Genomic DNA, 20097 nt, shown 5'->3' with positions numbered 1-20097 from the left:
AAATTATGATACACCTATGTTATACTTTAAAAAACTAAGGAATACTTAATGCAATATGTCTGGCTCCTGTGCAATATATGCTAATTTATTACTTTTTGTATAAAAATAAGTTTTATAAAAGCATTATATTTGGTTGACAAAAATGTAAATTAAATTTAATATTAAAAGCAAATTATATAACTAGGAGGGATATTATTATGTCTAAAGAAGCTTCAAGTATGTTTTCTTTTCTACTAGGCTTAACAGCTGGTTTAGCATTAGGAGTATTATTTGCTCCAAAAGCAGGTGAAGAAACTAGAGAAGATATTAAAGAAACTATGGACAATATCAAATTTAAAGTAGATGATATTTATCATAGAAGCGTTTTAAAAACTTCTGAATTAGTAGAAAAAGGCAAAGAAAAAACTAATGATTTCTTTGAAAAAAGAAAAAAAAGAACTTCTGAAGAAGTAGAAGAATAATAACAATATGCAAGATATTACATTTCAAATTAATGTTATAGCTATATCTTTAGCTTTTATAGCAATATCAATTCTTATATTGGTTTTAGCTATATTTTTTGTTTTACTTGCTGGTTATTTTAGATTCACTAATAGATTTGATAGAATATTAGAAAATATTGAGTCTATTAGTGAAAAAATTAATAATATTAGTATCGTAGTAGATGAAGAAGCAAATAAAGCAAAAACTACTTTAGGCAATGTACATGAAGTAATTAATAACTTATCCAGCAGCGTCAATAATTTTAGTATAATGACTAAAGAGTTTGCCAACAATATTAGTATTATCAATATATTCAAATCTATAATAGACCTTTTTAAAGGTAAAAAGAAATCCAATAATACTGATGAAGATGATGATTTTTAAGTAAGTGAATTTTAATTAGGATTTATTTTGTTATGATAAAAAAAATTTTTTTAGTACTTTTTTCTATAACTTTATTTTGTTCATTTTTATATTCTGAAGATACTAATTGGGTAATTAGAATAAGAGATAATCAAACCAATGTTAAAAAGCTTATGACAGTTCAGGATTGTTTATCTGAAATTTCAAACCTTACAATTTTTAGAGGGGCCCCTGCTGAGGCTGTAAATATTATACTTACTAATGATTTGCAATTATGGCAATTTGCTTCTCAGCTTATAGAGCAGGAACTTGTATATATGAAAGCTGTGGAAGAAGGTTATGATAAAGATGATGAAGTTGTTCAATTAATTTCTAAAGAACGTGATAATCAATTATCTCAGCTTTATATGCAAGAAAAAGTAGCTGATGATTTCGCTGTTGTTACTGATGAAGAAAAAAGAAAATTTTTTAATGAAAATAGAAGCCGTATACAAGCAGCAGTTGGAAGAAATGTAACTTATGAACAAGTTGCTATGGATATAGAAACAACAATACTTCAAGAGCGTATGCGTAATGAATATGATAAAATTATAGCAGCTGCTCAAACTAATTATAATTTGAAATATTCAGTAACTTCTGATCCTTGTATTACTATAGAAGAAACAACTATACCTCTTTCTGAATTTAATGATATGTTTAATGAATCTATAAAGCAGGCAGGAGCTAATATACCGGCTGCTTTAAGAATGCAGGCAAAAGAGGGTATGTTTAAAGCTTTTGTGGCACGTGAAGTGATGATGTATGAAGCAAAAAAGACTGGTTTTTATGATACTCCTCAGGCTAAAGCTATAGAGAATTTCTTAACTAGAAGTGCTGTTACTGCTAATTTTATAGATAAGACTATAAGATCTACTATACCTAAACCTACTGAAGAAGAAATTAATTTAGCTTATGAGCAATATGGTAAAATGTACAATATAGATTCGCTTCCTTATGCTGATGCTCAAAAGGCTTTAGAGACTATGGTTATAGAAGCTAAAACACAACAAAAATATCAAATATTGGTTACTGATTTAAGATATAGATATAATATAGAAAAAAATCTTGATTTGTTAAAGAAATAATTCCTGAGTTATGAAAAATAGATTATTTGTTGTATATTTTGTATTTATTATATTATTCTGTTTTTCACAAATTTCTTTTGCTAGGAGAAACGATTTTTCTTTTGATGTATCTCCTCTTATACAAAAAACTAAAATGTTTTCTGCTGGAATAGGCGGAATATTTAGTGAGTATAACTCTTGGTTTAATGGACAGTTATATACATTGGATCCTTATAATGAAAATATAAGCAGAAGGGATTTATATTTTACATTTATGCCTTATTTCAGTGTAAGACCTATTAAATATTTAGAATTAGATGTATCCGCTAGTTTTACATATCAAAGACAAGATTCAAGAAATGATATAACAAGTGCTACGAATATGACAGATGTTTTTGGTTTTGATTCTATCAATGCATCTATCAAAGCTACATTTTTAGATTGGTATTTATCTATAGGGGCAAAAGTTGGTATAGGATATACATTTCAGAAAAATAATTTTGTATATGGAAATATTAAAGATCCGTTTAATATGTATGCTACTATAATGTTGGCTGGTGTACCTAAAGTAATACCTTTAAATTTTTTATTTTCTTATACTTTTGATACTAGAGATAATTTTTTCAAAGATATTTTAACAACTGGTGAAATAATGGGCGGACTTGAAATCATAACTTCTCCATTTATTACTTTATATACAGGGGTAACTTATGTATTTCCTTATACTAAAGAATCTAAACTTACATATTTAGAACCTTTTGTTAAATTTAAAGCTACTATATCTGATTTTTTATATATGACAGTATCTTATCATAAAGTTGTATGGGGTAAAGGTTATGCTCCTAATACTTCTACATTTTATTTTTCTATAGAATATATGTTTTATTCACCTAAATGGGATTGGTGGCATGGAAAGTTTAAAAAAGAATAACAATTAATGAAATTATGATTGCCCGCTTTTTAGACTTTCAATCTTTTCTGATATTTTTATATTATTTTTATTTTTTACTGTTATTTTTACTTCCACCCAACTTTTTTTAAATTGTTATTTATTGACCGCCTTCAGAGTAAAGCTAAAAATGTATATTAATTTTGAATTCAAACTTAATTATATCTAAAATTTTATTCATCGTGCGTTAATAAGAATTATACAATACATTATATAGAAAATATTATTTTTATAGTTTCACTTCCTAATATATATTGTGACATAGTTTGTATAAATGATAATACAGTTCTTAGTATTCCAACGAATAATAAAGCATATAATATTAAAAATCCATAAGGATATATTTTATCATAAGTTTCTTTTCCTCTTGGAGATAAAAAGAATCTCAATATCCAACCGCCATCTAATGGAGGAAAAGGCAAAAGATTAAAAAACATAAGCATTATATTTATTACATAAAACATAAATAACATTGTTAAAACTATAGGTAAGGCATTAAGCATTATATTAGTTACAATATTACTATGCTGCTCTAAAAGCATTATAAGTTTATATATTATGAAAGTACCATTAACTGTAAAAGTAAGTATTTTCATTATAATAAATGCTATAGTAGCCATTATTAAATTAGCAAAAGGACCCGCAAATGATACTAATGCCTGATCTCTTTCAAAATTATTAAAGTTATTAGGATTAACAGGTACTGCTTTCATCCAACCTATAACAGGAATTCCAGTAATAGCAGCAAGTAATGGCAGTATAACAGTTCCTAATATATCAACATGGGCTAATGGATTAAGTGTAAGCCTTCCAAGACGCATAGCTGTTCTGTCTCCAAGTGTGTATGCAGTTCTGGCATGTGAGTATTCATGTGTACTTGCTGATATTATAAAAACAACATAGGATATTATTCCTATTGAAAATCTATTAGAAAAAATTTCATATACCATTCTTATTGTTTCCCTAAAAATATTAATTTCGTTTTAAATATAATAAAAAATTTATATTTTGTCTATGTGTCACTAAATAATAAACAGTATAATTTAATTTATGTAATATCATCTATTTAAAAAGTTAATAGCCCAATTAGCCATAAGTTCTGAAGGCATATTTAATTTACTTTCATTAATTTCAAATTTACTATTATGATTAGGTATTTTTTTATCAGTTATAGTAGAAAATAAAGCAAAACACCCTTTAACTTCTCTTAAATAATAAGAAAAATCTTCTCCTCCCATACTAGGCTTATAATAATGATTCCAAACGGCATCATCTGAAAATATTTTTTGTGCAGTATTTTTTACTGTATTAGTTATATCTTTATCATTATTAGTTACACATGCATATTCTATTATTTCAATATCGCATTCTCCTCTTAATGATTCTGCAATTAATTTTGATTTTTCTTTTATTCTTTTTATAAAGAAATCACGTACTTCATTACTAAAAGTTCTTATAGTACCTTCTATTTCTATAACATCTGGTATAATATTAAATGCACTGCCTCCATTGATTTTGCAAAGTGATAAAACAACAGTTTCAGATGGATCTATTTCTCTAGTTATTATTGATTGAAGTCCATTAATAATTTCAGCAGACATAACTATAGGATCAACACCCGCATGAGGATAAGCTCCATGTGTTCCTTTTCCTTTAACTCTTATTATAATTTTATCTGTAGAAGCAAGTATAGGGCCTTCTTGGATAATGAAAAAACCATTAGGAGTATCCAAAGCAAAACTTCCAACATGTACTCCTAATATTGCCTCAACATCTTTTAAGGCATTTTCTTCAATCATTATTTTGGCACCTGTTCCTGTTTCTTCTCCTGTTTGAAATAAAAATTTAACAGTTCCTGAAAACTCATCTATATTATCATTAAGTATTTTGCAAGCTCCTAAAAGTATTGCAGCATGGGCATCATGACCGCATGCATGCATATTGTTATTACAGGATTTATATTCAAAATCTGTTTCTTCTTTTATAGGCAAAGCGTCCATATCTGCTCTTAAAGCCACAGTTTTTGAATTATCTGTTTTATTTCCATTAATATAGGCTATAATGCCGGAATCTTTTTGGTTTTTTGTATATTTAATATTTTTAAAATTATTAAGTTCATTTATTACAAATTCCTGAGTTTTAGGTAAATCGCTTCCAAGTTCAGGTATAGAATGCAAATATCTTCTGCATTTTATAACATAATCTAATATTTCTTTTGAATCATATTTAAGCATAAAAAAATCCAATATATAAAATTTATTTTAATTATATATAGAAAATAAATATTTTACAAACTTTAATCACATTTACCCGCCCTATATCCTTATAATTCTTTTTGATATTTTAGTATAATTTTTCTTTTTTGTTTTAATAGTTATTTTAGCTACCCACCCAAGTTTTTTTAACTTTATTGTGTTATCACCGCACGCAGAGTAAAACTAAGAATATAGATTTATTCTTAATTCAAATTTAATTATATTTAAAGTTTTGTTCACCGTGCGTTTAAGAAATTTTAAATTTAATCAACATTTGGGCGGGTGTTGGAATTTCTAATTAATCTATGAAGATAATTAATATTAATATTAATATTAATAATATAGTTATAAAATATAAAGGGCGGGGAATGTAATAAAAGTTTAAAAAATTAATTACATTTTCCCACCCTCTAGGCTTATAATTCTTTTTGATATTTTAGTATAATTTTTTCTTTTTTGTTTTGATAGTTATTTTAACTGCCCACCCAAGTTTTTTTAACTTTATTGTGTTATCATCGCACGTAGAATTAAGCTAAGTTTAAAAATCTTATTACATTTTCCCACCCTCTAGGCTTATAATCTTTTCTGATATTTTAGTATCATTTTTTCTTTTTTGTTTTGATAGTTATTTTAACTGCCCACCCAAGTTTTTTTTAACTTTATTGTGTTATCATCGCACGTAGAATTAAGCTAAGTTTAAAAATCTTATTACATTTTCCCACCCTCTAGGCTTATAATCTTTTCTGATATTTTAGTATCATTTTTTCTTTTTTGTTTTAATAGTTATTTTAACTGCCCACCCAAGTTTTTTTTACTTTATTGTGTTATCACCGCACGTAGAATTAAGCTAAAAAATAGATTTATTTGTGATTTGAATTTAATTATATTTAAAATTTTATTCACCGTGCGTTTAAGAAATTATAAATAAAAAAGCTGAGAGTTTTAATTTCCTCTCAGCTTTGTAATAATAATATTAATTAATTATCTTACACTCTTATCATAAGGTACACCAGATGCTTTAGGAGCTTGTGAATTTTTAGAAGTGAATGCAAGTACTATTATAGTTGTTATATAAGGTATCATTTTGTATATATTGTTTGATATAGGCAAATTAGCAAGAATTGGTATTCCTGAATAAGCAGAAGCTAATGTTTTCATAAGACCGAAGAAAAATGCTGCATAAAGTATTTTCATAGGCTTCCATTGTCCGAATATTAGTACTGCCAAAGCCAAGAATCCGTAACCAGCAACAGTAGCATTGAAGTTTGTAGAAGTAGGAATAACAAATACCAATCCGCCTAAACCGCCTAAAGCTCCTGATATAGCAACACCAATGTAACGCATTTTATAAACATTGATACCTACAGAATCTGCAGCTTGAGGGTGCTCTCCGCAGCTTCTAAGTCTAAGACCGAATCTAGTTTTATAAAGCACAAACCAAGATAAGGCTAATATTATGAATCCTATGTATGTTGTTATGTATGTGTTTTTGAAGAATAATCCTCCTATTATAGGTATGCTTCCTAATATAGGTACAGATTCTATTCTGAAATTATTAACAAAAGTTATTTGCTGAACTACTTGTATAGCTCTAGTAACATATATAGCAAAAGCAGGTGCGAATATATTTAAAGCAGTACCGCTTATAACCTGATCAGCACTCATACTAATAGCAGCATAAGCATGAAGCAAAGAGAATATTATTCCAGATAAAGCAGAAATTATCATAGCTATGAATAATGTTACAGTTGGAGGGAAAAGAGCACCGAATCTGCTTATGAAAAATATTCCGGCGAAAGCTCCAATTATCATTATACCTTCAAGGGCAATATTAACTACACCGCTTCTTTCAGAGAACATTCCGCCTAATGCTACAAGTAAAAGAGGTATAGAGAAAAACATTGTTTGCTGTACTAAAAAATAAATTGTTTCCATTAAAAACTCCTTTTTATTTTACTAACTTTACTCATTAGCATTCTTTTCTTCTGTTTTCTTTATTTTCTTTGATATAAATCCAACAATAGATTTAAATAGCAAAGCGAAAGCACTGAAATATATTATAGAAGCAATAATCATTTCTATAATTTCAGGAGTAAAATTGTATATTTGCATATAAAAACCGCCTACAGTAATATGAGCAATGAAAAGACCTGCTATTAATATTCCTATAGGGTGAGAAAGTCCAAGTAAAGCAATAGGTATACCCATAAATCCTTCCTCAGCAAGAACATCAACAACCTCTATATGCTTACCAACACCAGAAAGATATAAAAGTCCTCCGCCAAGTCCTGCTAAAGCACCAGCTATTACCATAGAAAGAATAATATTTCTTTTTTCGTTAATACCAGCATATTTACTAGCATCTTTATTAAGACCGCATGCTTTAAGTTCAAAACCGAATGTAGTTTTTGAAAGTATTATATACACAATGATTACTACTATAACAGCAATGAAAAAGCCTCCATTGGCACTTGAACCTTTGAATATAACATTAAGTCCCATTGTAGGCATCATAGCAGAAGGAGGTATATTTTGAGATTGGTTTTTAAGCATATCGTAAACTGTAAGAGTAACGAGATAATTGACTAAATACATACCAATATAGTTCATCATTATGCTTGAAATAACTTCATTAACATTGAAATGAGCTTTTAAAAAACCAGGCAAATAAGCCCAAAGTCCTCCAGCTATAAAAGAAGCAAGCAAAGCAACTAGCCAATGAATAGCAGGCGGAAGAAAAGTACATTTAATAGCTACAAGTACAGCAGCATAAGCACCAACTATAAATTGTCCAGAAGCTCCTATATTAAATAGACCATTTTTGAAAGCAAAACCAACAGAAAGTCCTGTTAATATTAAAGGAGTAGCAGTATATATAACCTGCCCCATACCTCTGCCGCCTCCTGAAAATCCTCCTGAAAGTATGGTCATAAAGGCAGGAAAGGCATCAGCAGCATTGCTTATAAGAAGTATTATTAGCCCTAAAAGCAACCCTATAATAATTGCGAGAAAAGATGAAAATATATTAATAAAGCCATCTTTCTCTAAAATGTTTGATAATTTGTTTTTGAGATTATTGTTATCACTCATAAGTACTCCTTTTATAACAACAGTATAATTATCTATTATGATTTTTTAGACTTCTGAGAACTGCCATAAGCTAATAATCATTAACTTTTTAATAATATTTTTAGTATTAAAAATATATTCTTTTAAATTAATATTTTTAAGAAAATTTTGTATATTGATAGTTTTTAGATTATGAATTTCTTTATACACATAATATTTGAGTATATTTTCATTACTAATTGAGCCTAGAAGGTAACACACAAAGTAATCATTCATTCTATTTATGTTTCTCATAACAACTATTAAACCAAAAGAATATATAAAATAAAATTTCTAATACACTATAAACCAAAAAATTATGCACTTCTTTTAGAGCCTGCCATATAAAGACCAAGTTCATTAATAGTCAAATCTTTAGGGTAAACATTTGCTACTATTTCGCCTTCATACATAACAAGTATTCTGTCACTTAAATTCATTACCTCATCAAGTTCTAAAGAAACAAGTAAAACAGCTTTTCCATTATCACGCTGTCTTATTAATTCTTTATGTATATATTCTATAGCACCAACATCTAATCCTCTTGTAGGCTGAACAGCTATAAGTAAATCAGGGTTTCTGTCTATTTCTCTAGCGATAATAGCCTTCTGCTGATTACCACCAGACATACTTCTTGCTATTGTTTTAGAACCTTGAGCACTTCTTATATCAAATCTATCTATTAATACTTTAGAATATTCTTCCATTTCTTTGAATTTTAAGAATCCGTTTTTCTGGAATTTATCAGTGAAATAAGTTTGAAGTATTAAATTCTCTCCAAGTGTATAATCAAGTACAAGACCATGTTTATGTCTATCTTCTGGAATATGTCCTATACCGCTTAAAGTTTTATTTCTTATAGATAAATTAGTAATATCTTTTCCATTTAAGCTAACATTTCCATTACTCATTTCTGTAAGACCAGTTAAAGCATATATGAGCTCAGTTTGTCCGTTTCCGTCAATACCAGCAACACATACTATTTCACCGGCACGTACTTCAAAAGATACATTATTAACAACATTTTTTGTACTTCCATGTGATTTTACACTTAAATCTTTTACAGATAAAATAACATCTTTTGGTTTAGCTTCAGTTTTTTCTACTACTAAAGATACCTTTCTTCCTACCATCATTTCTGACATTTGCTCTTTTGTAGTAGTTTTTACATCTATTGTTCCAATGTATTTTCCTTTTCTTAAAACAGAACATCTATCAGCAACTTCTTTTATTTCATTTAATTTATGAGTTATAAAAAGAATAGATTTTCCTTCATTAGCTAATGACTTCATTATTTTCATAAGTTCTTCAATTTCATTAGGTGTAAGTACTGCAGTAGGTTCATCGAAAATAAGTATATTATTGTCTTTGTATAACATTTTTAAAATTTCAACTCTTTGCTGCATACCTACAGTCAAATCGCTAATAAGGGCATCGGGATAAATTTCAAGACCATAAGTTTTACTAAGTTCCATTACTTTTTTTCTGGCATCATCAACTTGAAGCATACCATATTTTACTGTTTCTACTCCAAGCATAATATTTTCTAAAGCAGTGAAATTATGAACAAGTTTAAAATGCTGATGCACCATACCAATACCAAGAGCATTAGCAGTATTAGGATTGTCAATATTCACTTCTTTACCATTAACTTTAATAATTCCTTCTTCCTGCTTATAAAGTCCAAAAAGTACACTCATAAGCGTAGATTTGCCGGCACCATTTTCACCAAGCAAAGCATGAATTTCTCCGCGTTTTAATTGTATAGTAATATTGTCATTGGCTACTATTCCTTTAAAACGTTTAGTAATATTAAGCATTTCAACAACATATTCTGAATTTTCCATATTTTTTTATCCCCGTTTATCCGCAAAATTTTTATAACCATAAAAGAGATACCAACATTAATAAATGGTGGTATCTCTAAAATTTAGACTAACTTTTAATTATTGTATAAAATTAACTTTAACTATATCTAAAGGTAATTGATTAACATCTTTAGCATCTTTGTCTGTAAGAACTTTTACACTACCTGAAATTAAAGTTTGATATATTAAATCATAATCATTTTGATTGAATACTTTGAATCTTGAAGTTTTCATAGGAAGACCTATACCATTAACTTTGGCATCAAGTATAACAGATTTTCCGCCAGGGAATTGATTTTTATAGAAATCATCTATAGCATTGTATACAGATTCTCCAAGCATTTTCATAGCAGAAGTGATAACTGTAGGAGATTCAGCACTTTGGTCTATATCTACACCTATAACTAAAGCATTATTTTGTTCAGCAGCACTCATAACAGAGTTTCCAGCACCGCCTGCAGGAGCAAATATTACTTGTACACCGCTTTGATACCAAGAAGTAGCTAAAGTTTGGTTTTCAGGAGTAGCATTGAAATTTCCTATATAAGTATAGTTGATTTTTACGCTTCCAGAAGCTAATTTCATTTCTTTAGCAGCATAATTTGCACCTTGAACGAAACCATAACCGAATCTTATAACTGCAGGAACAGCCATACCAGCCATAACACCTAAATTAGTGTATCCTTCTTTTACTATAGCATATCCAGCTAAGAAACCGGCTTGTTCTTCTGCATAAAGTACAGAATAAACATTTTTTTCAATTCTGAAATCAGTGTAAGTGCCGTCTTGAGGAGTACCATCTAAAAGTACGAAATTAACATTAGGGTGAGTGTCTTGTGCTTTATAAACAGCAGGTTCAAATAAGAAACCTGGAGTTACTACTAATTTTGCTCCGGCAGCAACTGCTAAATCTATAGCATCTACATAAGCATCAGTAGTTTTTTGAGCAGGCTGATAATATTTATGAGATATGCCTTTTTCCTGAGCATACTGAGTTAAACCTTCCCAAGCACCTTGGTTAAATGATCTGTCATCTATAGTACCAACATCAGTGATTAATGCTAGTTCATATCCGCCAGATTTATTACCGCCGCCGCATGAAACAATTACCATAAAAGCCATAATAATGATGATTGAAGTGAGCAATTTTTTCATATTCTCATTCTCCTGTTTGATAAAATATTTATGCTTAATTTTATTAAAGCCAAAACTTTAAATATATACTATTTTATATAATCTACTTTTACCAATTTTACAGGTAATTCTGTTACACTTGTTGCATCGGTATCTTTTAATATATTTATACTTTTCTTTATAAGTTGATTATATATATAGTTGTAGTCTGCTTCAGTAAATACTTTAAATTTTGAGGTATTCATAGGAAGACCCACACCATTAACTTTAGCATCTAAAATAACAGTTTTTCCGCCGTCAAAAGTATTATTATAATATGAAGCAACTGCATTATAAACAGATTCTCTTATCATTTTCATAGATGAAGTAATAACAGTAGGAGATTCGAAACTTTGATCAACATCTACTCCTATAACTAATCCGTTATTATTTTCAGCGGCACTCATTACTGAATAAGCAGCACCGCCTGCAGGAGCAAATATTACTTCTGCACCGCTTTTATACCAAGAAGTAGCCAATGTTTGATTTTCTGGGCTTGCATCATAATTTCCTACATAAGTATATTTTATATTAATAGAATTTTTTGGAAGCTGTAATTCATTAGCAGCGTATTCAGCACCTTGTACAAATCCGTAACCAAATCTTATAACTGCAGGGTGGGCTACTCCTGCTAAAACACCTAAATTTTTATAGCCTTCTTTTACTATAGCATAACCAGCTAAAAATCCTGCTTCTTCTTCAGCATAAAGAATTGCAATTGTATTTGATGCTGTTTTATAATCAGTATAAGTTCCGTCTTGAGGCTCACCGTCTATTAATATGAAATGTACATTTGTGTAAATGTCTTGTGCTTTATAAATGGCAGGTTCAAACATATAGCCAGGTGTTACTATTAATTTTGCTCCGCCTTTTACTGCTAAATCTATTGTATTTAAATATGATTCAATATCTTTGTCTGGTACTTTATAATACTTATGAGTAATTCCGTAATTTTCCGCATAGTCTTTTACTCCTTCCCAAGAGCCTTGATTAAAAGACTTATCATCAACAGTACCTAAATCTATTAAAACAGCTATTTCAAAATTATTACTGTCTTTATTTCCTTTACAGCATAACATAACAGAAGCAAAAACAGCAGCTATAACAATTAAAATAAAAATTCTTTTCATATTTGTTATTCCTCTATATAGAATATTAAATTTATTCTATATAATCTACTTTAACTATCCTTGCAGGTAATCCTTTAGGAGTTTCTGTATAAGTATCTTTTAACACAACTATCCTTTTATTAACAAGCATTTTATAAATATTATTATAATTTTCTCTGCTAAATGTTCTGAACTTAGAATTATCCATAGGAAGACCTACACCATTAACTTTGGCATCTAAAATAACGGTTTTTCCTCCATCGAACCTTCCCTTATAATAATGATCAATAGCATTATAAACAGACTCTCTTATCATTTTTACAGCGGAAGTAATAACAGTAGGAGATTCAAAACTCTGATCAACATCTATTCCTACTACTAACCCACCTGTTTTTTCAGCAGCTCTCATAACTGAATAAGCAGCACCGCCAGCAGGAGCAAATATTACCTGCACGCCTTCATTATACCAGTTTTCAGCTTGCTTTTGATTTTCCTCAGTATCATCAAAATTTCCAATATAATTATATTTTATTTTAATAGAATGTTTATCAAGTTCTAATTCAGAAGCAGCAAAATCTGCACCTTGTATAAATCCATAACCAAATCTCTTTACAGTAGGATAGGGCAGACCTGCTATTACTCCTAAATTAGTATATCCGTCTTTAACTACAGAATAACCTGCTAAAAAACCAACTTCTTCTTCAGCAAATAAAATAGAAGTAGTGTTGCTTGCTATTTTTATATCACCTTTACGCTGAGGAACGCCGTCTATAAGAATAAAATTAACATCAGGATAATCATCTTGTACTGTATAAATTGTTTCTTGGAAAATAAATCCAGTACTTACAACTATTTTTGCTCCATTATCTACTGCCATATCTACAGTCTTTATAAAAGAATCTAAATCTTTATTTTTCTTCGGAACTTTATAATATTGATAAGTTATTCCTCTAGTTTCGGCATAGTCTTCTACACCTTCCCAAGAACTTTGGTTAAAGGATTTATCATCTATTGTACCTAAATCTATTAATACTGCTATTTCAGCACCGCTTGTTGTATCGTCTTCTGCTTCCATATTTACATTACAAGATGATAGTAATAAAATGATAAAAAATAACAATAACACTATTTTCCTATACATGCCGCAACCTAAATCTTATCTTTTTCTATTAAAATTTTTATAGATTCTATTATTAAATCTATGGCCTCTTCGCCTGTATAATCTTTTGGATCATTAATATTATTTTTTATTCTTTCTTGATTATGCAGTACTAACATTGCAGCACCAGTACGTACATTTTTAGCAGCACCTACAGCAAACAATGTGGCAGATTCCATTTCAGAAGCTAAACAGCCTGCTTTTATATAACTGTCCCATTTGTATAATAATTCTTTATCAACAGCCATACTTTCTGGGGCATGCTGAGCATAAAAAGCATCTTTACATTGAACTACACCTACATGTGTTCTTGTTTTTACTTTTTCAGCACCTTCAATCATAGCTTCCAAAACATCTATACTAGGTACGCATGGAAATTCTTTTGGTATATAATTATCCATAGTGCCGCCGCCTTTGATGGCACCATTTACTATAACAACATCTCCAGGTAATACGTCCATATTCATACCGCCGCATGTACCAACTCTTATAAATGTATCAGCACCGACTTTTATAAGTTCTTCTAAAGCTATAGCTGTTGAAGGGCCGCCTATACCATGTGAAGTAGTAGAAACTTTAACTCCGTTTATATAACCTGTATAAGTTACATATTCTCTATAGTCTGCTATTAATTCTGCATTGTCAAATCTTTTAGCTATTTTTGAACATCTTTTAGGATCTCCAGGCATTATTACATATCTGCCTACATCTCCTTTTTTTAATTTTAGATGATGTACTAAATTTTCATTTTCTTTATAATAGGCTTTTGGAAACATATTTGATTACCCCTTTTTAGCATTTTTGTCTTTTTCATTTAATAATACTATAGCTTCTAGGGCTGTTAATATCATATTTTCTATGCTGTCACTGTATTCTAAGTGAGTACCCATTCTTTCTACCATAGTATTTTCTACTATATGCATTATACCGCCTGCTCTCACTCTTCTTAATGATGCACATGCAAATAAAGCAGCACATTCCATTTCTGAGGCTATTGCTCCGCATAAAGTATAATATTTTAGATTATTTTCAAATTTTTCTCTAAAGAATGAATTTTGAGGTTCTAATTCTCCATAGAAACAGTCTTTACTATGTACTACGCCTATATGATAATTATGATTTCTTTTTTTAGCTGTATCTCTTAATGCAAGCATAATATCTGTATTAGCAATGGCAGGATATTCAAGAGGTATATATTCTTTTGTTGTGCCTTCATCTTTTATAGCAGCTTGTGCTATGGCTAAATCATTTGGTCTTACTTTTAGACTTAATCCTCCAGCAGTACCAACTCTTATAAATGTATCAGCACCAACTTTGATGAGTTCTTCCATAGCAATTGAAGCGGAAGGGCCTCCTATTCCTGTAGAAGTTACTGATACATCTACTCCTTTATATTTACCTGTTATAGTGACATATTCTCTATAATCAGCTTTTAACTCTACATCATCTAAAAAATTTGCTATATAGCCGACTCTTTTCGGATCTCCCGGAAGAAGCACATATCTAGCAACATCACCTTTCTTTAATTTGATATGGTATTGAAGAAGGCCGTTTTTAGCTGCTTCTTCATCATAAAATGCTTTCACTTCCATAACTTTAACTCCTAATGATATAATAAACAGTTAAAGATTAATAATTATAAAAAATATAATAAAATCCTTATTGTTTTTCTGCTTTTACTATAGCTATCCCATTGCTTGTGCCTAATCTGTTTGCACCGGCTTCAATCATTTTTAAAGCGTCTTCATAAGTTTTTATTCCGCCTGAAGCTTTTACACCCATTTCTTTTCCTACTGCTTCTCTCATGAGTTTTACATCATGTTCTGTGGCACCGGCAGTAGAAAATCCTGTAGATGTTTTCACAAAATCGGCTCCGCATTCTTTGGCTATTTTACATGCTAATACTTTTTCTTGATCAGTTAAAAGGCAGGTTTCTATAATGACTTTTAATACACTGGCATGACATGCATCTCTTACTTTTTTTATGTCACGTTCAAAAAGATCTATTTTTTTACTTTTTAGCAAGCCTACATTTATTACCATATCTATTTCATCAGCACCGCTGTCAATAGCTACTTTGGTTTCGTATGCTTTTGCTTCCTTCATCATTGTACCCAGAGGAAAACCTACTACAGAACAGACCTTGACATCTGAATGCAGTAAGAAATTATAAGCAACATTAACATAAGCTGAATTTACGCATACAGAATAAAATCCATATTCTTTTGCTTCTATGCATAACTTTCTTATATCATCTATTGTTGCCTCTGGTTTGAGAATGGTATGATCGATTAATTTACTTATCCTGTTCATCTTTTACACCTCTATTTTATATAATATAAAACATTGTACTATTTGTCAAATTTATTATGTATACAATATAATTTATCTATACTATATAGTATAATAAATTAATTTCTTTAAATCATGTAAAATAAAAAAATAGTTTTATTTGTGAAAGTTTTATTTGAATAAATGATGAAAAATATTATGAATTGTACAAAATGGGAGAATAATACTCTCCCATTTTATATATATTATTATTTATATTATAGCTAATTAAAATTATATACTGATAAATCTTATTAAGTTTTTAAGTGATAAACAACATTTGATAACTGACAAATAAAGTTGTAAGATATTTTTAAGCGTTTATCTCTATGCTTGCAGCTATATATAACAAATAAATTTATTTTATGACTTCAGCTATCTTTTTATTTTACAACTTTTTTGATAGCTTCTATAACTATATCCTGTTCTTCTTTAAGAATGTCATTATCTATAGGCAAAGCCAAATTATGTTTTGAAGCATATTCAGATACTGGCATATCTCCTTCTTTATATCCTAACTTTTTAACTAATACAGGAGCTAAATGTATAGGGTGAGGGTAGTAAAGAGCAGTAGGTACTTCTAATTCTGTTAATTTAGCTCTAACTTCATCTCTGTTTTCTACTTGTATAACATATTGAGCATGTACGCTTTGAGTATATTCAGCAACTTGCGGTACTTTTACTACATCTTTTAATTTTTCATTATAATATTCAGCAGCATTTCTTCTATGATCCATATCTTTATCGAAGCCTTTGAATTTTTCTAATAATATTCCAGCCTGTAAATTGTCCAATCTTCCTGTAGTACCTAATTTTATATGAGTCATTCCGCCTTCATCACCATGATGACGTAATTGTTTGAGATTTGTATAGAAATCTTCATTATTAGTAAATACCATTCCGCCGTCACCAAAACAACCTAATGGTTTAGCTGGAAAGAATGATGTTACAGCAATATCGCCTAATTTTCCTGAACATGATTTGATATTTTTATAGCTTGCTCCGAATGACTGACAAGCATCTTCTATAACAAAAATATTATTTTTTTTAGCTATATCTAATATAACATCATAATTAGCACATTGTCCGAATAAATTAACTGGTATAATAGCAACAGTATTTTTATTTATTAAGCTTTCTAGTTTTTTTACGTCCATATTGAAGTATTCATCAATATCGCATACTCTTACTTTCATACCTAAAAATGCAGGAGCTTCAGCAGTAGAGAAGAAAGTCATAGCTGGTACTATTACTTCTTTATTAGAATGATCTTCTCCAGCATTAAATCCTAGTGCCAAAAGTGAAAGTACTAAACCAACATGTCCAGATGATACTCCAACAGCATATTTAGCACCTGTATAATTTGCTAATTCTTTTTCTAATTCATCTAATTCTGCACCGAATACAAATTGACTTCTTTCTATAATAGAAGATATTTTTTTATCAATAGCTTCTTTTCTTTTTTCGTATCCTCTATAAAGGTTCATATATTTCATAAAAAAATCCTTTAATATAAAATAAATATATATTATGTTTATATAAATTGTATTCAAATTAAAATTATTGTCAATAGATAATATATAAAAAATATTATTTATAGTAATGTAAATATTTTTAAAAAAACTTGAAATGTGTATTTTATTTTACTATACTATAGGTAACTTATTATAGTAACACGACTAGAGGGAATGTAGTTGTTTTTGGGTAGAGTATTGTTATGTATGCTAAGTATTGTTTAAATAAAGTTGATAAAAAAATGTCATCGATAAAAATACAAAGTGATAAGTCATTAATACCGAAAATTTCCAGTTATTTTTTAAATATGCTTCATTCTAATGGTGTAGAGCAGTGTGATGCCTTACAAATAGCCTTTGAAGAAGCATTAACTAATGCCATAGTTCATGGAAATAAAAATGATTTCAATAAAAATGTTTATATTACTTTTACTATAGATTGTGAAAAAGTTGAAATAATAATAGAAGATGAAGGCAGCGGTTTTGACTATTGTTTGGCAATGATAGGTTTAACTGAATCTCAGGATAATGTTTATAAAGACAGCGGCAGAGGAATATTTTTGATTTCTTTATATACAGATGATTTTTATTATGAAGATGACGGCAGAAAAATTGTTATGATAAAGTATAGAGATTAAAAAATTGCTTGAAAATTTTATATATATTTTGTGCATCAATAACAAATAATTACTATTAAATTTATTCAATTAAAAATATAGTGTATTAAGAACCTTTAGAAAACTTTCTAAAAGCCTGAACAGTTTGCACCGATCCGTACCAAAATAAAATTTTACCTAAAAAATAAACTAAAACTCCGAATATTTTTAAAAATAAATTCAATTTAGATGCAGCATAAGCTATTATAAGGCTGTAATCAGTAGGTATAAAATATTTTATTAATTCTGGAAATAGATTTTTATAATATAAACGTATTATATTAGCTTTAGTTAAATCAGGAATATAAAAAATAGTAAAACAGAAAGCCGTTATAACTATGGTCATAGCTAAAGCCTTAACCCAATTCTGACCATTATCGCTGTATAAAGAACTTAAACCTATAGAAAGTATATCTGCCCAATCTTTATAAGTTTTATCTTTCTTTTTTATCAATTCATCTTTATGTAGTTCTACTTCCTGAGCCTTATATTGTAAAGCATCAATAGCATTATTTGCAGCATAGGCTTGCTGTTTAAGAAATAAAGCACTTTCACGGTTGGCGAATTTATGTACTTTGAAATTAACTGGATTGATTAAACCTCCATTAATAACAGTGCCTTTAAAATCTGCTTCTTCTACTTCAATATTCCTTAATTCTATTATGTTATTTATATTAATATTTTTTAATAATAAAGTATTTATTTTTTCTGAGTTCAAATCTATATATATTTGATTTTTTTAAATTAATATTATCAAGTATAATTTTTGTAGATTTAGATACTTTTATACGATATAATTTAATATCTTTTTCTGTTTCTATATTTGAAAAATCTACTATATTTTCAAAAGTATTATTAAATAATTCAAAATCCATTAATGAATGGAATGTAGATTTTCTAAAATTAAATTTTTTATAGAAAATGTTATTTTTATAATATAATTTACCAACATGATAATTGCATTCGCAATTTAATTCACCATTAAATGTAGAGTCTATTAAACTAAACATAGTATAAAATGATACTATATTAAAAAATATATCATCATATGTATTAATTTTATAAAAAGATATTTTATAGTAAAATGTTATATTTAAAAAATTAACTCTTTTTTTAAATATAACATAATGTAAATGTAATTCATTATTTATTTTTATACTATTAAAACTTAGAGAATTATTAAAAATAATACGCTCAAAAATTAATTTATTATTAAAGTAAGTTCCAACGAATATTATTTCATTATTAAATATAAAATTCTTAATAAAAACATCAAATTTAAAAATCAAAATACCAAAATAAATTTTAAATTCAACAGTTGATTTATTAGTAATCTTTATTAAATCAAAATGAAAATTAATCAATATTGTTTTTTGATCATTTCCTATATTCAAAGTATAATTTTTTTCTTCTTCATCTGTGATAGTTATAATATTATTTTCATTTGGTATTTTACCGTTTCTAAGTGCTTGTTGATACAAATCCCATTTAAGCCAATCTATCAATTCTTCTTCTGTATTATATTCGGTAGGCTGTTCTTTAAATTCTTTTAAATCATTAACATTTAAATTAGTCATAAAAAAACTCTTAAAAAATTATATTTCAATTATAAATTAAATAATTAAATCAGCAACAGTATATAAGATGATTAAAAAATCTAAACAAGGGCTAACAGCCCGCATGTTAATATTTATTAGTTTATATTTTTTATGCTTTCTAAAAATATAAGACTATCTTTTAATGATGTAATTGTTTTTTGTTTCTTTTTTACAAAAAAGAAATGCCGTTTTTTGAGTTCTTTTTTTGGGCAAGCAAAAAAAGAACAATAACTATTTGATTTACTTTGATAAAGTGTTCTTATTTAAAAAACTGCTAATGCACTTTAAGCTATAAAATATTTTAAATTAGTTGGTATGCAAATGTTAAAACTTATAATTAATAAAGAAAACAATGCACGGGAGCCAGAGATATTGCATTTAAGTATTCCTTATCTTTTTGAAGTATAACATAGGTGTATCATAATTTA

At 28.4% G+C, this 20097-nt stretch carries 19 protein-coding genes; 5 read left to right on the top strand and 14 right to left on the bottom strand.

Features of this window, described 5'->3' with window-relative positions; genetic code table 11:
- Positions 1-197 precede the first annotated feature (197 nt).
- The 4 genes from Q0K52_RS11495 to Q0K52_RS11480 are packed head-to-tail and all read left to right on the top strand — an operon-like array spanning position 198 to position 2880.
- Positions 198-461, top strand: coding sequence for a YtxH domain-containing protein (locus tag Q0K52_RS11495; protein WP_297299543.1), 264 nt, complete (start codon positions 198-200; stop codon positions 459-461).
- Between the two features lie 7 nt (positions 462-468).
- Positions 469-867, top strand: coding sequence for a DUF948 domain-containing protein (locus Q0K52_RS11490; protein WP_297299541.1), 399 nt, complete (start codon positions 469-471; stop codon positions 865-867).
- Positions 868-899: 32 nt separating this feature from the next.
- On the top strand, positions 900-1970 hold the full coding sequence (locus Q0K52_RS11485) for a peptidylprolyl isomerase (protein WP_297299539.1): 1071 nt from the start codon (positions 900-902) through the stop codon (positions 1968-1970).
- A gap of 10 nt (positions 1971-1980) precedes the next feature.
- Positions 1981-2880 carry a hypothetical protein gene (locus Q0K52_RS11480; RefSeq protein ID WP_297299538.1) on the top strand — a complete coding sequence of 300 codons (900 nt, stop codon included), beginning with the start codon at positions 1981-1983 and terminating at the stop codon, positions 2878-2880.
- A 227-nt stretch (positions 2881-3107) separates the two neighbouring features.
- On the opposite strand, the gene Q0K52_RS11475 is transcribed toward Q0K52_RS11480, so the two are convergent.
- From Q0K52_RS11475 to Q0K52_RS11420, 12 genes are all read right to left on the bottom strand, one after another.
- Positions 3108-3848 (bottom strand): site-2 protease family protein, encoded by a 741-nt coding sequence (locus Q0K52_RS11475; RefSeq protein WP_297299535.1) that lies wholly within the window; start codon positions 3846-3848, stop codon positions 3108-3110.
- Positions 3849-3956: 108 nt separating this feature from the next.
- Positions 3957-5132, bottom strand: coding sequence for a M20 family metallopeptidase (locus Q0K52_RS11470; RefSeq protein ID WP_297299533.1), 1176 nt, complete (start codon positions 5130-5132; stop codon positions 3957-3959).
- Positions 5133-6134: 1002 nt separating this feature from the next.
- The gene (locus tag Q0K52_RS11465; protein WP_297299531.1) at positions 6135-7088 is read right to left on the bottom strand and encodes an ABC transporter permease; all 954 of its coding nucleotides are present in this window, start codon (positions 7086-7088) and stop codon (positions 6135-6137) included.
- 27 nt (positions 7089-7115) lie between these two features.
- Entirely contained in the window at positions 7116-8243 is a 1128-nt protein-coding gene (locus Q0K52_RS11460) for an ABC transporter permease (RefSeq protein ID WP_297299529.1), read from the bottom strand.
- 335 nt (positions 8244-8578) lie between these two features.
- Entirely contained in the window at positions 8579-10108 is a 1530-nt protein-coding gene (locus tag Q0K52_RS11455) for an ABC transporter ATP-binding protein (protein WP_297299527.1), read from the bottom strand.
- A gap of 99 nt (positions 10109-10207) precedes the next feature.
- The gene (locus Q0K52_RS11450; protein ID WP_297299525.1) at positions 10208-11284 is read right to left on the bottom strand and encodes a BMP family ABC transporter substrate-binding protein; all 1077 of its coding nucleotides are present in this window, start codon (positions 11282-11284) and stop codon (positions 10208-10210) included.
- A gap of 68 nt (positions 11285-11352) precedes the next feature.
- Complete coding sequence (locus Q0K52_RS11445) at positions 11353-12432, bottom strand: BMP family ABC transporter substrate-binding protein (RefSeq protein WP_297299523.1); 1080 nt, start codon at positions 12430-12432, stop codon at positions 11353-11355.
- A 31-nt stretch (positions 12433-12463) separates the two neighbouring features.
- Positions 12464-13552, bottom strand: a complete 1089-nt coding sequence (locus Q0K52_RS11440; protein ID WP_297299521.1) for a BMP family ABC transporter substrate-binding protein — start codon at positions 13550-13552, stop codon at positions 12464-12466.
- Positions 13553-13560: 8 nt separating this feature from the next.
- On the bottom strand, positions 13561-14346 hold the full coding sequence (locus Q0K52_RS11435; protein WP_297299519.1) for a nucleoside phosphorylase: 786 nt from the start codon (positions 14344-14346) through the stop codon (positions 13561-13563).
- A 6-nt stretch (positions 14347-14352) separates the two neighbouring features.
- On the bottom strand, positions 14353-15162 hold the full coding sequence (locus tag Q0K52_RS11430; RefSeq protein WP_297299517.1) for a nucleoside phosphorylase: 810 nt from the start codon (positions 15160-15162) through the stop codon (positions 14353-14355).
- Between the two features lie 67 nt (positions 15163-15229).
- Positions 15230-15883, bottom strand: coding sequence for a deoxyribose-phosphate aldolase (gene deoC / locus Q0K52_RS11425; RefSeq protein ID WP_297299515.1), 654 nt, complete (start codon positions 15881-15883; stop codon positions 15230-15232).
- Between the two features lie 401 nt (positions 15884-16284).
- Positions 16285-17397 carry a DegT/DnrJ/EryC1/StrS aminotransferase family protein gene (locus Q0K52_RS11420; RefSeq protein WP_297299513.1) on the bottom strand — a complete coding sequence of 371 codons (1113 nt, stop codon included), beginning with the start codon at positions 17395-17397 and terminating at the stop codon, positions 16285-16287.
- A gap of 221 nt (positions 17398-17618) precedes the next feature.
- Between Q0K52_RS11420 and Q0K52_RS11415 the strand changes: the two genes are divergently transcribed.
- A complete protein-coding gene (locus Q0K52_RS11415) occupies positions 17619-18053 on the top strand; it encodes an ATP-binding protein (RefSeq protein WP_297299512.1) in 435 nt (144 codons plus the stop codon).
- A gap of 85 nt (positions 18054-18138) precedes the next feature.
- On the opposite strand, the gene Q0K52_RS11410 is transcribed toward Q0K52_RS11415, so the two are convergent.
- Positions 18139-18789 carry a hypothetical protein gene (locus Q0K52_RS11410; protein ID WP_297299510.1) on the bottom strand — a complete coding sequence of 217 codons (651 nt, stop codon included), beginning with the start codon at positions 18787-18789 and terminating at the stop codon, positions 18139-18141.
- Complete coding sequence (locus Q0K52_RS11405; RefSeq protein ID WP_297299508.1) at positions 18746-19648, bottom strand: hypothetical protein; 903 nt, start codon at positions 19646-19648, stop codon at positions 18746-18748. The genes Q0K52_RS11410 and Q0K52_RS11405 overlap by 44 nt, the downstream gene beginning before the upstream one ends.
- Positions 19649-20097 lie beyond the last annotated feature (449 nt).

The sequence above is a fragment of the uncultured Brachyspira sp. genome (assembly GCF_944390845.1).
Taxonomy (GTDB): domain Bacteria; phylum Spirochaetota; class Brachyspiria; order Brachyspirales; family Brachyspiraceae; genus Brachyspira; species Brachyspira pulli.
Note: the sequence above shows the minus strand (reverse complement) of the source record. Positions and strands in the feature narration are given on the sequence as shown.

Excerpts from the sequence above, each read along its gene's own strand:
- Q0K52_RS11495 (WP_297299543.1), top strand. The coding sequence starts at position 198 with ATGTCTAAAGAAGCTTCAAGTATGTTTTCTTTTCTACTAGGCTTAACA.
- Q0K52_RS11490 (WP_297299541.1), top strand. The coding sequence starts at position 469 with ATGCAAGATATTACATTTCAAATTAATGTTATAGCTATATCTTTAGCT.
- Q0K52_RS11485 (WP_297299539.1), top strand. The coding sequence starts at position 900 with ATGATAAAAAAAATTTTTTTAGTACTTTTTTCTATAACTTTATTTTGT.
- Q0K52_RS11480 (WP_297299538.1), top strand. The coding sequence starts at position 1,981 with ATGAAAAATAGATTATTTGTTGTATATTTTGTATTTATTATATTATTC.
- Q0K52_RS11475 (WP_297299535.1), bottom strand. The coding sequence starts at position 3,848 with ATGGTATATGAAATTTTTTCTAATAGATTTTCAATAGGAATAATATCC.
- Q0K52_RS11470 (WP_297299533.1), bottom strand. The coding sequence starts at position 5,132 with ATGCTTAAATATGATTCAAAAGAAATATTAGATTATGTTATAAAATGC.
- Q0K52_RS11465 (WP_297299531.1), bottom strand. The coding sequence starts at position 7,088 with ATGGAAACAATTTATTTTTTAGTACAGCAAACAATGTTTTTCTCTATA.
- Q0K52_RS11460 (WP_297299529.1), bottom strand. The coding sequence starts at position 8,243 with ATGAGTGATAACAATAATCTCAAAAACAAATTATCAAACATTTTAGAG.
- Q0K52_RS11455 (WP_297299527.1), bottom strand. The coding sequence starts at position 10,108 with ATGGAAAATTCAGAATATGTTGTTGAAATGCTTAATATTACTAAACGT.
- Q0K52_RS11450 (WP_297299525.1), bottom strand. The coding sequence starts at position 11,284 with ATGAAAAAATTGCTCACTTCAATCATCATTATTATGGCTTTTATGGTA.
- Q0K52_RS11445 (WP_297299523.1), bottom strand. The coding sequence starts at position 12,432 with ATGAAAAGAATTTTTATTTTAATTGTTATAGCTGCTGTTTTTGCTTCT.
- Q0K52_RS11440 (WP_297299521.1), bottom strand. The coding sequence starts at position 13,552 with ATGTATAGGAAAATAGTGTTATTGTTATTTTTTATCATTTTATTACTA.
- Q0K52_RS11435 (WP_297299519.1), bottom strand. The coding sequence starts at position 14,346 with ATGTTTCCAAAAGCCTATTATAAAGAAAATGAAAATTTAGTACATCAT.
- Q0K52_RS11430 (WP_297299517.1), bottom strand. The coding sequence starts at position 15,162 with ATGGAAGTGAAAGCATTTTATGATGAAGAAGCAGCTAAAAACGGCCTT.
- deoC (WP_297299515.1), bottom strand. The coding sequence starts at position 15,883 with ATGAACAGGATAAGTAAATTAATCGATCATACCATTCTCAAACCAGAG.
- Q0K52_RS11420 (WP_297299513.1), bottom strand. The coding sequence starts at position 17,397 with ATGAAATATATGAACCTTTATAGAGGATACGAAAAAAGAAAAGAAGCT.
- Q0K52_RS11415 (WP_297299512.1), top strand. The coding sequence starts at position 17,619 with ATGTATGCTAAGTATTGTTTAAATAAAGTTGATAAAAAAATGTCATCG.
- Q0K52_RS11405 (WP_297299508.1), bottom strand. The coding sequence starts at position 19,648 with ATGACTAATTTAAATGTTAATGATTTAAAAGAATTTAAAGAACAGCCT.